Consider the following 14,593-nt stretch of genomic DNA (forward strand, 5'->3'; position numbering starts at 1 on the left):
ACTCATGCAAGACGCCGGATCAACCGGCCGCATCGCAAAGGAGCGATCGATGAAGAGAGCTGTCAGCCGGGTGCTCTCCGGCTTGGACCTCGTGCTGCAGGTGGTGTGCGTCGCCCTGCTGGCGGTCGTCATCTTCGCAGTCATGTGGCAGGTGCTCGCGCGCTACGTCACGCAGGACTCATCCGCGTGGACGTCGGAGCTCGGGTCGTACTCGTTCGTGTGGCTCGCCATGCTGGCCATCGCCCTGGGCGTGCGTCGCGGCCGCCACATGGTGCTCGACATCTGGGAGTACGTGAAGTACCGCCAGTGGCTCTCGCGCACCATCGACACCGTCGCCACGCTCATCGTCGCCGGCGCGCTGCTGCTGCTGCTCTGGTTCGGCATCGAGGGCCTCGGCGCCTCGTGGAGCCGCACCGCTCCCGGCCTCGACATCTCCACCGGCTGGGTCGCGCTCGCGGTCCCCGTCGGCTCGGCGATCGCCCTCATCTTCGTGATCGAGGCGTGGTGGCTGAACTTCAACGCCGGCGAGGACGAGGACCCCCTCAACCCTCCGCTGATCTACCAGCCGGAAGACCTGATCATCGTCAAGGGAGAGGTGTGATGGGCCCCACCATCTTGTCGACCTTCGGCGCAGCGATGCTGCTGCGCGTGCCGGTCGGATTCGCACTCGCCGCAGCTTCGTTCGTCGCCATCTGGCTCACGACCGACGCGCCACTGTCGGTCGGCGCCCAGCGCCTCGTCGCGGGCATGACCCCGTTCCCCCTCCTCGCCATCCCGCTGTTCGTGCTCGCCGGTGCGGTCATGAACGAGGGCGGCATGACGAAGCGGATGCTCGACCTCGCCGACTCGATCGTCGGCGGCATGCGCGCCGGCATCGCGCAGACGACCGTGCTCTCGTCGCTGCTCTTCGGCGGCATCTCGGGCTCCGCGGTCGCGAGCATCTCGAGCCTCGGGCGCATCCTCATCCCCGCGATGAAGCAGCGCAAGTACAAGCCGGCCTACGCATCCGCCGTCATGGCGGCCGCACCGGTCGTCGACCCGATCATGCCGCCGTCGATCACGATGATCGTCTACGGCGTCGTGAGCGGCACGTCGATCGGCGCGCTCTTCTTCGCCGGCATCGTGCCCGCGTTCCTCTACGTCGCCATCCTCATGCTCGTCGTGCACTTCACCTCGAAGTCGCTCGGCTTCACCGACGAGGCGATCGCCGAGGCGAAGGCCCTGAACCGGCCGATCGGCACCATCCCCAAGGAGGAGCGCCCGCCGTTCTGGTCGTCGCTCTGGAAGGCCACGCCGGCGCTGCTGCTGCCCTTCATCATCCTCGGCGGCATCCGCTTCGGCTGGTTCACGCCCACCGAGGCCGCGGCCGTGGCCGTCGTCTACGCCCTGCTCGTCGGCATCTTCGTCTACCGCGAGCTGACGTGGAGGAAGTTCCTGTTCGGGATGGCCGACTCGGCCCTCATCGTCGGCCTCATCATGCTGGTGCTCGCCGCCGCGCAGATCTACTCGTGGGCGCTCACGCTCGGCCTCGTGCCGCAGCAGGCCGCCGAGGCGATCTTCGGCATCACGAGCAACCCGATCATCCTGCTGCTGCTCATCAACGCCGTGCTGCTCGTCGCGGGCATGTTCATCGAGGCCAACGCCGCGCTGATCATCCTCACGCCGATCCTGCTGCCGGTCGCGACCGCTGCTGGCATCGACCCCGTCCACCTCGGCATCATCATCGTCGTCAACCTGAGCATCGGCCTCCTCACCCCGCCCGTCGGCATCGGACTGATGCTCGCGGCCGAGATCGGCAAGGTCTCGATGCTCCGAGCGGTGAAGGCCGTCGTGCCCTTCCTGCTCGCCGGCCTCCTCTTCCTGCTGCTCATCACGTTCGTGCCCGAGATCTCCCTCTGGCTCCCGAACCTGCTGCTGCAGTGATCGCCCGAACCCCTTCCCCCACCTCTACCCCAACCCAAGCAAGGAGCATCATGCACCAGCGCACCATCGTCCGCAGCGTCGCGGTCGGCGCCATCGCCCTCATCGCCCTGACGGGCTGCCGCCCGAGCGACTCCGCTCCGGCATCGACAGGCGGCGAGGGCGACGCCGCCGCCCCGCTCACCCTCGTGCTCGGCCACGCCGGCAGCGAGGAGGACGCCCGCCAGGTCGCCGCCGAGCGCTTCGCCGAGCTCGTCTCGGAGGCCTCCGACGGCAACATCACCGTCGAGGTGCACCCCGCCTCGACGCTCGGCACCTGGGAGGAGATGATCGAGGGCCTGCAGCTCGGATCGACCGACATCGTCATCGAGAGCCTCCTCTCGCTCGAGTCGTACACCGACCTCGCGAGCGTCGAGACGGCGCCGTTCCTCTACGAGGACTACGAGCAGTTCGAGAGCGTCTGGGGCGGCGAGCTCGGCACCGAGATCGTCGACGCGGTCAGCGAGGCCTCCGGCTACGAGCCGCTCGGCAACATGTACCGCGGACCGCGCATGCTCACCACGAGCGAGCCGGTCGACTCGATCGACGACGTGCAGGGCCTCACCATCCGCACGCCCAGCGCTCCGACGATGCTCGCGACGTGGGAGGCGATCGGCGCCCGCGCCGAGGCCCTGCCGTTCAACGAGGTCTACTCGGCGCTGGAGTCGGGAGTCATCGACGGCCAGGAGAACCCGCTCGACGCGATCCTGTTCAACTCCATCCACGAGGTGAACCCGTACATCGCCGAGACCGAGCACATGTACGCGAACTACCACTTCATCCTCTGGGAGGACGCCCTCGTGGGCCTGCCCGAGTCGCAGCAGGAGATCATCCGCACCGCGGCCGCGCAGGTCGGCGAGGAGTACACCGAGAACACCATCACCCAGATGGAGGAGTACCGGGCCGAGCTCGAGGAGGGCGGCGCGACGTTCTCCGAGGTGACCGACCGCGAGGCATGGGTCGAGGCGACGCAGCCCGTCGTCGAGGGCCTGCCCGAGCAGGTCCAGACCTGGGTTGAGCAGATCCGCGGCATGTGACCGACGGCGGGGCCCCTCTCACGGGGCCCCGCCACCCCCTCCGGTCTTCCGGCCGGACGACCCGCCGCATCCGAGCACCCAGGCTGCGCGGCCCCACCCCTCGATCCCCGACATCCCACATCTCAGGAGAGCGACCATGAACCTGCACGAGCTGCTCAAGGAGCGCGAAGCACAGGGCCAGCCGATCCGCGTCGGCCTGATCGGCTCCGGCCGGTTCGGGACGATGTACCTCTCGCAGGCCCGCAACATCCCCGGCGTCCGCGTACTCGCGATCGCCGACATCAACACGGCGCGCGCCCGCGAGTCCCTCGCCCGCGTCGGCTGGCCGGAGGACGCCATCGTCGACTCGGTCGACGACCTGTCCGAGGGCAAGACGGCCGTCATCGCGAACGCGATGGACCTCTTCCGCACCGACATCGACGTGATCGTCGAGGCGACGGGCAACCCGATCGTCGGCATCAAGCACGCGCTCGCCGCGATCGACTCCGGCAAGCACGTGATGATGGTGACGGTCGAGGCCGACGCCCTCGCCGGCCCGGCGCTCGCGAAGCGCGCGAAGGAGGCGGGCGTCGTCTACTCGATGGCGTTCGGCGACCAGCCCGCGCTCATCTGGGAGCTCGTCGACTGGGCGCGCACGAGCGGCTTCGACGTCGTCTGCGCCGGCAAGGGCGCGAAGTACCTGCCCGGCTACAACCAGATGAACCCCGACAACGTGTGGGACCACTGGGAGTTCTCGGACGAGCTCAAGCAGTCCGGCCAGCTCAACCCCTACATGCACACGTCGTTCCGCGACGGCACGAAGGCCGCCATCGAGATGGCAGCCGTCGCCAACGCTGCGGGCCTCGTCCCCGGCGACGCCGGCCTCAGCTTCACGCCCGGCAACCTCGAGGAGATCGCCACGGTCTGCCGTCCGGAGTCGGTCGGCGGCGTGCTCTCGCACGAGGGCACCGTCGACGTGATGTCGAGCTACACCCGCGAGGGTGACTGGATCCCCCACAACACCCAGGAGGGCGTGTTCGTGGTCGTGAAGGCGACCAACGACTACGTCTCCGAGTGCTTCCAGGAGTACCCGTGGCACCCGGACCCGACCGGGCAGTACGCGGCGCTCTACCGCCCGTACCACTACGTCGGTCTCGAGCTCAACGTCTCGATCGCGAACGCGGTGCTGCGCGGCGTCGCGACGGGCACGGCCATCGGCTTCACGGCGGATGTCGTGGCGACCGCCAAGAAGGACCTGGCCGCGGGCGACACGCTCGACGGCGAGGGCGGCTTCGCGGTCTACGGCAAGCTCGTCTCGGCCCGCACGTCGGTCGCCGAGGGCTACCTGCCGGTCGCGCTCGCGCACCACGTGCCGCTCAAGAACGACATCAAGCAGGGCGAGAGCGTGCGCTGGGACGATGTCGAGGTCGATGACTCGCTCGCGCAGGCCATCGAGCTGCGCCGCGAGACCGAGGCGCTCGCCGCTGCAGCCGCGGCGTGATCCGATCCTCATGAGCCGCTCGCTGAGCCTCCTCGGGCTGGGTGCCATGGGCCTGCCGATGGCGCGCAGGCTCGCGGCGCGCGGCGCGCTGACGGTCTGGAACCGCAGCGCGTCGCGTGCCGAGGCCCTGCGTGAGGAGGCCCTGCGTGAGGAGGCACGGCGCGATGAGGCACGGCGCGACGGGGCGGCGGATGTCGTGGTCGCCACGACGCCCGCCGCCGCGGCGGCCGAGGTGGTCCTCACCGCGCTGCCCGACCTGCCGCAGGTGCGCGAGGTGCTCGAGGGCGACGACGGGCTGCTCGCCGGCTGGCGGGCGGCCGGCGTCGAGCATCCGATGCTCGTCGTGCACGGCACGGTCTCGCCGGTCGCGCTGCGCGAGCTGGCCGACGAGCTCGCGGCCCAGGGCATCGACGTCGTCGACGCACCGATGTCGGGCGGCGTGCTCGGTGCGGCCGAGGGCCGCATCAGCTTCTTCGTCGGCGGCAGCGAGCGCCAGGTCGCCGAGCTCGCCGAGCTGCTCGAGCCGTGCGCCTCGCGCGTGACGCGGATGGGTGGCACCGGCACCGGCGCGATGGCCAAGCTGTGCAACCAGCTCATCGTCGCCGAGACGGTCACCGCGCTGTCGGAGGCCTTCGCCCTCGCCCGCGCGAGCGGCATCGACGCCGAGACCCTCGCTGACGCGCTCGGCTCCGGGCTCGCCTCGAGCGAGGTGCTGCGGCAGAAGCGGCACCACTGGATCACCGAGTCGTTCGAGCCCGGCGGCACGATCGACTACCAGGTGAAGGACCTCCGCTTCGCGCGCGAAGCGGCCGACGACGCGGGGCTGCGGCTCGACGCCGCCCGCACGGCGCTCGCGCTCTTCGAGGCCGCATCCGCCGCCGGCGACGGCGGCCTCGACCACTCCGGCATCTACCAGACGATCCGTCGGCCGCAGCGCTGACGACGACAGACACGAGGGAACAGCCATGACCGACTCGACCGCACCCGACGGATCCAACCCCGACGTGACCGGCACCGACGCGACCAGCACCGACGCGCCTGGCAGCGACGCATCCAGCACCGACGCACCGCTGGTGGTCACCGCCATCTTCCGCCCCGCCGAGGGCAAGCGCGAGCAGGTGCTCGCCGCGATGCAGCGCGTCATCCCGCGCGTGCACGAGGAGGAGGGCTGCAACCTCTACGCGATCCAGGAGGCCGAGGACGGCACGATCGCGATGATCGAGCACTGGGACTCCGCCGCGACCCTCGACGCGCACGGCGCCGCCGCGCCGGTCGCCGACTTCAACGTCGAGCTCGAGGGACTGCTCGCGAGCCCGGTCGAGGTGACCCGCTACACCCCCATCCCCATGGGCGACGCGCGCAAGGGCGTCGTGCTGCCATGACCGACGTCGTCGCCGGGCTCCCCGGGTCGCTGCTGCCCAGCAGGCTCGGGTGCTCGACCATCTCGTTCCAGCACCTGACGCTCGAGCAGGCGCTGGCCGAGATCGAGCGGCTCGGGTTCGCCGAGATCGACCTCGGCGCGCTGCCCGGCGTCTGCGACCACGTGCCCTACGAGCTCGACGACGCCGCGATCGAGCAGGTCGCCGCCACCATCGCCGCCCACGACCTGCGGGTGCGCAGCGTCAACAGCGACGTCGGGGCGTTCAACGACCCGGATGCCGACACCGACGCGCAGGCGGCGCACGTCGAGCGCCTCGTGCGCCTCACCGCCGCGATCGGCGCCGACGCGCTCGTGCTGCCCTGCGGCGCCCTGGATCACGAGCCCATCGTCGACCTCGACGCCGACCTCGACCGGGTCGCCGCCGCGCTCGTGCGCGCCGGGCAGCTCGCGACCGACCACGGCGTCGAGCTGTGGGTCGAGTCGCTGCACTTCCTGCGGCTCTGCTTCGACCGCGAGCGCGCCGACGCGCTGCACGCGCGCCTCGCCGGCAGCGGCGTGCGGCCAATCCTCGACGTCGCGCACGTCGTCGCCGCGGGCGACGACCTCGTCGACACCATCCGCGCGTGGGGCGATGGCATCGCCCACGTGCACCTGCGCGACGCCGTCGCCGGCGAGTTCAGCCGAGCGATCGGTGACGGCGAGGTCGACTTCGCCGCCGCGCTCGAAGCGCTCGGCGGCATCGGCTACGCGGGCGGATTCGCGCTCGAGCTGCCCTCGCGCGCCTACGCGGACGACGCGACCGGCGCGCTGAGCGACGAGGCGCGCGCCGCCCGCGTCGGCGCGATCCGCGACGCGGCAGCCCGCATGGCGCCGCTCGTCGCCGGCCTCGACGCCGATCCAGACCTCTCCGATCCGTCCCTGAACATCCAAGGAGCATCATGACCAGCACCACGACCGAGCGCACTGCCGTGATCACCGGCGCGGCGTCCGAGCGCGGCATCGGCATGACCGTCGCCGACCGCTACGCCCGCGACGGCTGGGCGATCGCCATCCTCGACCTCGACGGCGACCGCGCCGCGCAGGTCGCCGCCGAGATCGGCGAGCGGCACGGCGTGCCCGCCTTCGGCACCGCCGCGAACGTCGCCGACGAGGCATCCGTCACCGCGGCCCACGCCGCCGTGCAGGCCGAGGTCGACGCCGGCCGGCTGCCCGCCGTCGGCGCGCTCGCGAACATCGCCGGCATCACGTCGCCTGTCCCGTTCCTCGAGACCGACCTGGCGCTCTGGAACAAGGTCATGGCGGTCAACGCCACCGGCACCTACCTGGTCACGAAGGCGTTCCTGCCCGCGATGCTCGACGCCGGCTGGGGCCGCATCGTCAACATGTCGTCGGTCTCCGCCCAGCGTGGCGGCGGCGTCTTCGGCAAGGTGCCCTACTCGGCTGCGAAGGCCGCGATCCTCGGCTTCACGAAGGCGCTCGCCCGTGAGATCGCCGACTCGGGCGTCACCGTCAACTCCGTCACCCCCGGGGCGGTCGACACGAACATCCGGGTCGGCTCCACGCCCGAGTCGGAGGCCAAGCTCGCCGCCGACATCCCCATCGGCCGGGTCGCTTCGACCGAAGAGATCGCCGCCGTCTTCGCGTTCCTCTCGAGCGATGATGCCGCCTACCTCCAGGGCACGAACATCGACATCAACGGCGCCAGCCACCTCCACTGAGCGCAGCACGCGCTGATCCGTCCCCCGCTTCGCGAGGCACGAGGAAGGAATGCTCGATACCGTGGGCAACATGACAGTCGATGCGCAGTTCCGATCCCTGGGATCGATCGAGCGCGTCACACGGCGTGAGCTGATCCTCGACCGGCTCCGCTCGGCTGTGAGCACCGGCGAGCTCGCGCCGGGCACGCACCTCGCCGAGACCGAGCTGAGCGCATCGCTCGGGGTCTCCCGCGGCACGCTGCGCGAGGCGCTGCGCCACCTCGAGGAGGAGGGCCTGCTGTCGAAGGATGCGCGCGGCCGCCTCTCGGTGCGCGTCGTCACGCCCGAGGAGGTGCGGGAGATCTTCGACGTGCGCTTCGCGCTCGAGTCGGCGGCGGCCGAGGTCGTGTGCCAGCGCGACGACCTCGACGAGGTCGTGCCGCAGCTGCGCGAGGCGCTCGCGCGCATGGAGGAGAGCGAGCAGGCGTCGATCGCCGATCAGGTCGCGGCCGACCTGGCGTTCCACGAGGCCATCTGCATTGCGAGCGGCAACCACACGCTCGTCGAATCGTGGCGGCGGGTGAGCGGGCTCGCGCGCGCGGTCATCACCGCGGCCGGTCAGGAGACCGCGATCGCGAACATGTCGGCGGCTCGGCACGCGCCGATCGTCGAGGCGATCGCGAGCGGCGACGCCGACCTGGCGCGCGGGGTGCTGCGCGCCCACAACACGTCGGCGCGCGACGTGATCGCGGCTCGCATGGAGGCGTCGCTCAGCCGCTGAGCGCTGGGTCGCGGCCCGCAGTCGCATGCGGCACCGAGTCGCCGCCAGCTCATGCTGCGACGGGCGCCTCGTGCCTGGGAAGTGGTGAGACCTGCGGGTTGCGGTACCGAGTGGTCGCCTACTGGCGCCTTCGAGCGACACATCCGTACCGCAAAGCGCTCCGACCTGCGGGTTGCGGTACCGACTTGTCGCTTCCCGGCGCCTTTGGCAGGCACATCGGTGCCACAAACGCCGCGGACTGCGATTTGCGGTACCGATCTGCGGATGCGGGCGAGCCGCACCCGCAGATCGGTACCGGAGAGCGGACGACGGAGGGGCGGGGCTCGACGCCCCTCCCCTCCTCGTGCGCACCTCAGCCCAGCTCGGCCAGCACCTTCGCGACGATGCGGTCCTTCGACAGGCCGTAGCGCTCGTGCAGCGTCGGCAGCGCGCCGGCGTCGAGGAACTCGTCCGGCAGCGCGATCGGCACGATCCGCTTGCCGAGGCCCCGCTGCGCGGCGGCGTCGGCCGTGGCCGAGAACAGCCCGCCGACCACCGTGTGGTTCTCGAGCGTGAACGCGAGCCGCGGGGTGTCGAGCTCCGCGAGCACGGTCTCCGCGTCGAACGGCTTGATCGTGGGGGAGTGCACGACCGCCACGTCGACCTTGTGGGCCGCCAGCGCATCCGCCGCCTGCAGCGCGCGCATGGTCATGAGGCCCGACGAGACGAGCACGACGTCGGCGCCGACGCGCAGCACCTTGGCCTTGCCGAGCTCGAACGTGTAGTCGTACTCGTCGAGCACCGCCGGCACCTTGCCGCGCAGCAGGCGCAGGTAGGTGGGGCCGTCGTGCGCGGCGAGCTGCGGCACCGACTGCGCGATGTCGAGCGCGTCGCACGGGTCGACGATCGTGAGGTTCGGCAGGCCGCGGAAGATCGCCATGTCCTCTGTGGCCTGGTGGCTCGGACCGTAGCCGGTCGTGAGGCCCGGGAGGCCGCCCACCACGTTGACGTTGAGGTTCGGCTCGGCGATGTCGAGGGCGATGAAGTCGTACGCCCGGCGCGCCGCGAAGACGGAGTAGGTCGACGCGAACGGCACGAGGCCGAGCTCCGCCATGCCGGCGGCGGCGCCGAAGAGCAGCTGCTCGCTCATGCCCATCTGGAAGAAGCGCTCGGGATGCGCCTCGGCGAAGATGTGCATGTCGGTGTACTTGCCGAGGTCGGCGGTGAGGCCGACGATCCGCTCGTCCTGCTCGGCGAGCGCCGCGAGGGCGTGGCCGAACGGGGCCGACTCGGTGCGCTGGCCGGGGTCTGCGAACGACGCGATCATCGCGCTCGTGCTGAGCCCCTTGGGCTTCGTGGCCGTGGTCATCGTGCTGCCTCCTGCTCGCGTCCTGCGGTGAGCTGCTCGCGGCAGATCTGCCACTCGTGCTCCTCGATGCGCATGAAGTGCGCCTTCTCGCGCTCCTCGAGCAGCGGCACGCCGCGCCCGACCTTCGTGTCGCAGATGATGACCTGCGGCTGGCCGTCTGCCGTGGCGATCGCCGCGCACTCGTCGAGCGCGTCGATGAGCGCCGCCGGGTCGTTGCCGTCGATGCGGATGGCGTGCCAGCCGAACGCGCGCCACTTCTCCTCGACCGGCTCGATGCGCAGCACCGAAGCGGTCGGGCCGTCGGCCTGCAGCGCGTTCATGTCGATCATCGCCGTGAGGTTGCCGAGGCGGTGGTGGGCGGCGCCCATCGCGGCCTCCCACGTCGAGCCCTCGTCGAGCTCGCCGTCGGAGAGGAAGTTGATGACGCGCTGGTCCGAGCGGCCCTGCAGCCGCAGCGCGAGCGCCATGCCCACCGCGACCGTCAGGCCGTGGCCGAGCGAGCCGCCCGAGATCTCCATGCCCGGCGTGTACGACGCCATGCCCGACATCGGCAGGCGTGAGTCGTCGGTCGCGTAGGTGAGCAGCTCCTCGACGGGCACGATGCCCGCGTCGGCGATCGCGGCGTAGAAGCCGATCGCGTAGTGCCCGGTGGAGAGCAGGAAGCGGTCGCGTCCCTCCCAGTGCGGGTCGGCCGGGTCGTAGCGCAGCTGGTCGGCATAGACGGCGGCCATCATGTCGGCGGCGCCGAGCGCCTGCCCGACGTAGCCCTGTCCCTGCACCTCGCCCATGTCGAGGGCGTGGTGGCGAGCGCGGTAGGCGCTGTCGGCGACGGCGGTGATGCGCTCGTCGCGGCTGCGGCCGTCCTTGCCCGCGACGCGGGCGGCGGTGTCGGCGATGGTCATGCGGAGACCCTCTCTGCGATGCGGGTGTCGGATGCGGCGGCGGATGCGCCGACCACGGCGGGCGCGGTCTCGCGAGCCGTGATCGCGGTCAGCGTCGAGATGACGCCGAGCAGGGTGAGCAGCAGCGCCGGGCCCATCCAGCCCATCCACCCGTAGGCGGCGGTGGCGATGAAGGGCAGGAAGCCGGCGATGATGGCGGCGCCGTTGTAGCCGAGCGAGATGCCCGAGGTGCGGCGGTTGGCGGGGAAGAGCTCGGAGAACCAGCTCGACTCGACCGCGAAGATCGGGTCGTGGCTCAGCAGCAGCGAGAGCGCGATCGCGATGACGATCATGACGAGCGAGCCCGTGTTGATGAGCAGGAACATCGGGATGCCGAACAGGATCGTGAAGACCGAGCCGATGAGGAAGACCTTCTTGCGGCCGATCCGATCGCTCAGCGCGCCGAAGAGCAGGTGGCTGCCGAGCCCGAGCGCCGATCCGACGAGCGTGCCGATCAGCACGTTCGAGCCGGCCGTGATGGAGGCGAGGCCGACGTAGGTGACGGTGAACGCGGTGGTCACGTAGTAGCCGCCGGTCTCGGCGAGGCGCAGGCCGATGATGCGGACGATCACGCGCCAGTCCTGCTTGAGGGTCTCGAGCGCGGGCTGCTTGAGCAGCTCGCCCTGCTCCTTCGCCTGCTCGAACGCGGGGCTCTCGGCCACCTTGAGGCGGATGAAGAGGCCGATGATCACCATGACGCTCGCGAGCAGGAACGGCACGCGCCAGGCCCAGTCGCCCGGCAGGCCGCTCGTCGCGAGGATGGTGCCGTTGGCGACGAGCAGGCCGCCGGGAATACCGATCTGCGGCAGCGCGCCGAAGAAGCCGCGGCGGTGCGTGGGCGCGTGCTCGACGGCCATGAGCACCGCGCCGCCCCACTCGGCGCCGTAGGCGACGCCCTGGATGACGCGCAGCAGGATGAGCATGATCGGCGCGGCGATGCCGATCGTCGCGAAGGTCGGCAGCACGCCGATGAGCGTCGTCACCACGCCCATCACCACGAGCGACCAGATGAGCACGCGCTTGCGGCCGATGCGGTCACCGAAGTGGCCGGCGAGGTAGCCGCCGAGCGGACGGAAGAGGAAGCCGATCGCGAGGGTCGCGAACGAGGCGAGCGCGCCGACCAGCGGGTCGTCGGTCGCGAAGAACACGGCGCCGAAGTAGGTGGCGGATGCGGTCGCGTAGATGAAGAAGTCGTAGGACTCGACGACCGTGCCGATCATCGACGCGAGCGACACCTTGACGGCGTTGTCCTTCTTCGCGACGGGCGGCTGCGCGTCGGTGGTGCTGCTGGTGGACATGGTTCCTCCTCGAACATGCCTCGCGGGCGTTCGTGCTGGGTGCGTGCGTGGTGAGCCCGTGCCGGGATCGGCCGTGGCGGGAGCTGCGCTCGGACCGGGGGGCCGAGCCGCGTGTTCTAGTGCTGGTAGGTCTCGATGACGCTGCTGTCGTCGCGGCGCTCGAGCCCCGCGGATGCGGCGAGCAGGTAGCGCTCGCGGGCGGCGGCGAGCACCGGCACCTCCGCGCCGACGCCGGCGGCCGCATCCGCGACCAGGCCGGAGTCCTTGACGAAGATGCCGATCGTGCTGGTGACCTCGGCATCGGCGCCCTGCAGCATGCGGGGGCCGCGGTCGCTGAGCATCCAGCTGCCGGCCGCGCCGCCGCCGACGAGGTCGAGCACATCGGCCTTGTCGAGCCCGAGCGCCGCGCCGAGCGCGAGCGCCTCGGCCGCCGCGACGATGTGCACCGAGCAGAGGTGCTGGTTGACGACCTTGATCGCCTGGCCCTGCCCGAGGTCGGTGCCGACGATGCGCGCGGTGCCGAGCGGCCGGAGCAGGTCGGCGGTCGCGGCGAGGTCCTGCTCCGCGCCTGAGGCGAAGATGATGAGCTCGCCGGTCGTGGCGCGGGCGACGCCGCCCGTGACGGGCGCGTCGACGACGCGGGCGCCCGCCGCCGTGAGCTGCTCGCCGGCGCGACGGACGGCATCCGGGCCGACGGTCGACATGACGACCCACGTGCGTCCCGCGGCGACGCCCGCGGAGGTCGCCTGCGCGACGAGCTCGTCGAGCTGGTCGGGCGTGGCGACCATGACGACGACGTCGCCGTCGGCGGGCGCCTCCGCGATGCTCGCGACGGCGGGGATGCCGGCCGCTGCCGAGCGCTCGCGCGCCGCCTCGAACGGGTCGACGCCGGTGACGGCGAAGCCGGCCGCCGCGATGCGCTGCGACATCGGGGTGCCGATGGCACCGAGTCCGACGAAGACGACGGGGGATGGGGTGCTCACGGGGTGCCCTCCTTGGCGGTGTCCAGCGTGATGAGCGAGTGGATCTCGAAGTGCCGGCGGATCGCGCTGCGGGCGGCATCGGGGTCGTTCGCGGCGATCGCCTCGACGATCGGGTAGTGGATGGTGTCGGTCTCGGCCCGTCCGTCGGCGGTGACGCCCTCAGCGGCGATCGCGGCGGCTCGGCGCTCGTGCATCGCCTGCGCGAGCGCGTGGGCGAGCCCGTTGTGGACCATCGTGAAGACCGGATTGGCGACGATGGCGAAGAGCTCGGCGTGGAACGCCAGGTCGGCCTCGGTCGCGCGGTCGTGATCGCCCGCTGCGGTGCACGCGACCATCTCGTCGACGAGGTCGCGGAGGCGCTCGGCGTCGGCGTCGCCGGCGCGGCGCGCGGCCTGCACGGCGACGACGGTCTCGAGCATCTCGCGAGCCTCGGCGATCTCGCTCGAGTCGAGGAAGCCGAGGGCGCGCATGGTGGTGAAGTACGTGCGGATGACGTCGGGGCCGGGTGCCTGCAGGTAGGTGCCGTGGCCCTGGCGGCGGGAGAGGATGCCGATCGACTCGAGCTCGGAGAGGCGCTCGCGGAGCGCGCCGCGGCTGACGTCGAGCCGGGTGCAGAGCTCGCGCTCGGGGAAGAGGCGACGGGAGCCGTCGGGCTCGGGCGTCGAGAGGCCGATCAGCTGGATCGCGAACGCCTCGCGCGTCTCGTCCATGTCGCCTCCTCGTCATCGAGTGGCCCGACCGATTGGTCTGACCAATGTGCAGGACGCTACGGCACGCGCCGACCCCTTGTCAACATTGGTCTGACCAATCCTGCGCCGTTGCTGGTCGAGCCGCCCAGCGCGCTTCTCCCTCTTGCCGGTCGAGCCGGACGGCGCCCTTGCCTTGCCGGTCGAGCCGGACGGCGCGCCCCGCGCGCCGCCCGAGTCGAGGCCACCCGCTCTGCTGGTCGAGCCGGACGGCGCGCCCCGCGCGCCACCCGAGTCGAGACCATTCCACCCCGCTCTGTCCCCCATTCGACAGTTCATTCACCCAATTCCGCGATCCCGCTTGCATTCCGTCGCGACCTCGGTATACCTTCGCTCTTGCGAACTCCCGCACGTCGAGAAAGGAGGAGCTCGTGTTCATGACCGTCAACATCCAGACCACTGGAGCCCTCCTCCCCGGCGGGATCCGCTAGCGCGGAGCGCACGGGCCACCGGCCCGCGATGCCATCACCGGCGTCGCGATCGCCAGGCCACTGCAGGCATCTGAGCCCTGCGCCTTCCTTCACCCCTCGCTGATCGGCGACAGCTGCACGGCCGAGTCCATCGCGACCCGTCCGCCACTCGTCGCATTCCGCGCATCCGCACCGAATGGTGCAGCTCGTCGCGCAATTCCCACGCAATTCCTTCAGCGATATCGCTCGCCCATTCGCAGGCCTATATCGCCATGCCAGAAAGCAGCATCACCATGTCAACCGTGACCCTCTCGCTGCCGGCTCCCCGCCGGCTCGCTCTGAGTGCTTCGCGACTGCTCGAGCGCTGGGCCCTGGAGCCAGTCGTCACCGAGCAGGTTCGCCGCGAAGCCGCCGCCTTCGAGCGCGCTGTCGCAGCCCGCGATCGCGCCTCGATGGACGCACTCGCACGCACGCTGCTGTCGTGACCGCAGCACCAGCGGGGCCGTTCCCACCGGAACGGCCCCGCTTCGCT

General features: G+C 71.1%; 15 protein-coding genes. 10 read left to right on the forward strand and 5 right to left on the reverse strand.

Features of this window, described 5'->3' with window-relative positions:
- The first annotated feature begins 49 nt into the window (after positions 1-49).
- The 9 genes from EDD26_RS05540 (at position 50) to EDD26_RS05580 (ending at position 8,335) form a co-directional block, all read left to right on the forward strand.
- Positions 50-601: a TRAP transporter small permease gene (locus EDD26_RS05540; protein WP_170165539.1), complete on the forward strand. Its 552-nt coding sequence runs from the start codon at positions 50-52 to the stop codon at positions 599-601.
- Positions 601-1,923, forward strand: coding sequence for a TRAP transporter large permease (locus EDD26_RS05545; RefSeq protein WP_123696794.1), 1,323 nt, complete (start codon positions 601-603; stop codon positions 1,921-1,923). The genes EDD26_RS05540 and EDD26_RS05545 overlap by 1 nt, the downstream gene beginning before the upstream one ends.
- Positions 1,924-1,973: 50 nt before the next feature.
- Entirely contained in the window at positions 1,974-2,996 is a 1,023-nt protein-coding gene (locus EDD26_RS05550) for a TRAP transporter substrate-binding protein (RefSeq protein WP_123696795.1), read from the forward strand.
- Between the two features lie 136 nt (positions 2,997-3,132).
- A complete protein-coding gene (locus tag EDD26_RS05555) occupies positions 3,133-4,476 on the forward strand; it encodes an NAD(P)H-dependent oxidoreductase (RefSeq protein WP_123696796.1) in 1,344 nt (447 codons plus the stop codon).
- Between the two features lie 10 nt (positions 4,477-4,486).
- Positions 4,487-5,416, forward strand: coding sequence for an NAD(P)-dependent oxidoreductase (locus tag EDD26_RS05560; protein WP_123696797.1), 930 nt, complete (start codon positions 4,487-4,489; stop codon positions 5,414-5,416).
- Between the two features lie 25 nt (positions 5,417-5,441).
- Complete coding sequence (locus tag EDD26_RS05565; RefSeq protein WP_123696798.1) at positions 5,442-5,858, forward strand: putative quinol monooxygenase; 417 nt, start codon at positions 5,442-5,444, stop codon at positions 5,856-5,858.
- Positions 5,855-6,799 (forward strand): sugar phosphate isomerase/epimerase family protein, encoded by a 945-nt coding sequence (locus EDD26_RS05570; protein WP_123696799.1) that lies wholly within the window; start codon positions 5,855-5,857, stop codon positions 6,797-6,799. Before EDD26_RS05565 ends, EDD26_RS05570 begins: the two co-directional genes overlap by 4 nt.
- Positions 6,796-7,575 carry an SDR family NAD(P)-dependent oxidoreductase gene (locus tag EDD26_RS05575; protein ID WP_123696800.1) on the forward strand — a complete coding sequence of 260 codons (780 nt, stop codon included), beginning with the start codon at positions 6,796-6,798 and terminating at the stop codon, positions 7,573-7,575. Before EDD26_RS05570 ends, EDD26_RS05575 begins: the two co-directional genes overlap by 4 nt.
- A gap of 70 nt (positions 7,576-7,645) precedes the next feature.
- Positions 7,646-8,335 carry a GntR family transcriptional regulator gene (locus EDD26_RS05580; RefSeq protein ID WP_123698466.1) on the forward strand — a complete coding sequence of 230 codons (690 nt, stop codon included), beginning with the start codon at positions 7,646-7,648 and terminating at the stop codon, positions 8,333-8,335.
- 352 nt (positions 8,336-8,687) lie between these two features.
- Here the strand turns inward: EDD26_RS05580 and EDD26_RS05585 are convergent, their stop codons facing one another.
- The 5 genes from EDD26_RS05585 to EDD26_RS05605 all read right to left on the reverse strand — a co-directional run bounded on the left by EDD26_RS05585 (position 8,688) and on the right by EDD26_RS05605 (position 13,615).
- Positions 8,688-9,683, reverse strand: coding sequence for a transketolase family protein (locus EDD26_RS05585; RefSeq protein ID WP_123696801.1), 996 nt, complete (start codon positions 9,681-9,683; stop codon positions 8,688-8,690).
- Positions 9,680-10,585, reverse strand: coding sequence for a transketolase (locus EDD26_RS05590; RefSeq protein ID WP_123696802.1), 906 nt, complete (start codon positions 10,583-10,585; stop codon positions 9,680-9,682). Before EDD26_RS05590 ends, EDD26_RS05585 begins: the two co-directional genes overlap by 4 nt.
- Positions 10,582-11,922 (reverse strand): MFS transporter, encoded by a 1,341-nt coding sequence (locus EDD26_RS05595; protein WP_123696803.1) that lies wholly within the window; start codon positions 11,920-11,922, stop codon positions 10,582-10,584. The genes EDD26_RS05590 and EDD26_RS05595 overlap by 4 nt, the downstream gene beginning before the upstream one ends.
- Before the next feature lie 116 nt (positions 11,923-12,038).
- The gene (locus tag EDD26_RS05600) at positions 12,039-12,905 is read right to left on the reverse strand and encodes an NAD(P)-dependent oxidoreductase (protein ID WP_245989772.1); all 867 of its coding nucleotides are present in this window, start codon (positions 12,903-12,905) and stop codon (positions 12,039-12,041) included.
- A complete protein-coding gene (locus tag EDD26_RS05605; RefSeq protein ID WP_123696804.1) occupies positions 12,902-13,615 on the reverse strand; it encodes a FadR/GntR family transcriptional regulator in 714 nt (237 codons plus the stop codon). The genes EDD26_RS05600 and EDD26_RS05605 overlap by 4 nt, the downstream gene beginning before the upstream one ends.
- 748 nt (positions 13,616-14,363) lie before the next feature.
- On the opposite strand from EDD26_RS05605, the gene EDD26_RS05610 reads away from it, so the two are divergent.
- Positions 14,364-14,546, forward strand: a complete 183-nt coding sequence (locus EDD26_RS05610) for a hypothetical protein (RefSeq protein WP_148058700.1) — start codon at positions 14,364-14,366, stop codon at positions 14,544-14,546.
- The last annotated feature ends 47 nt before the right edge of the window (positions 14,547-14,593 follow it).

The sequence above is a fragment of the Agrococcus jenensis genome, from assembly GCF_003752465.1.
In the GTDB taxonomy this organism is placed as follows: domain Bacteria; phylum Actinomycetota; class Actinomycetes; order Actinomycetales; family Microbacteriaceae; genus Agrococcus; species Agrococcus jenensis.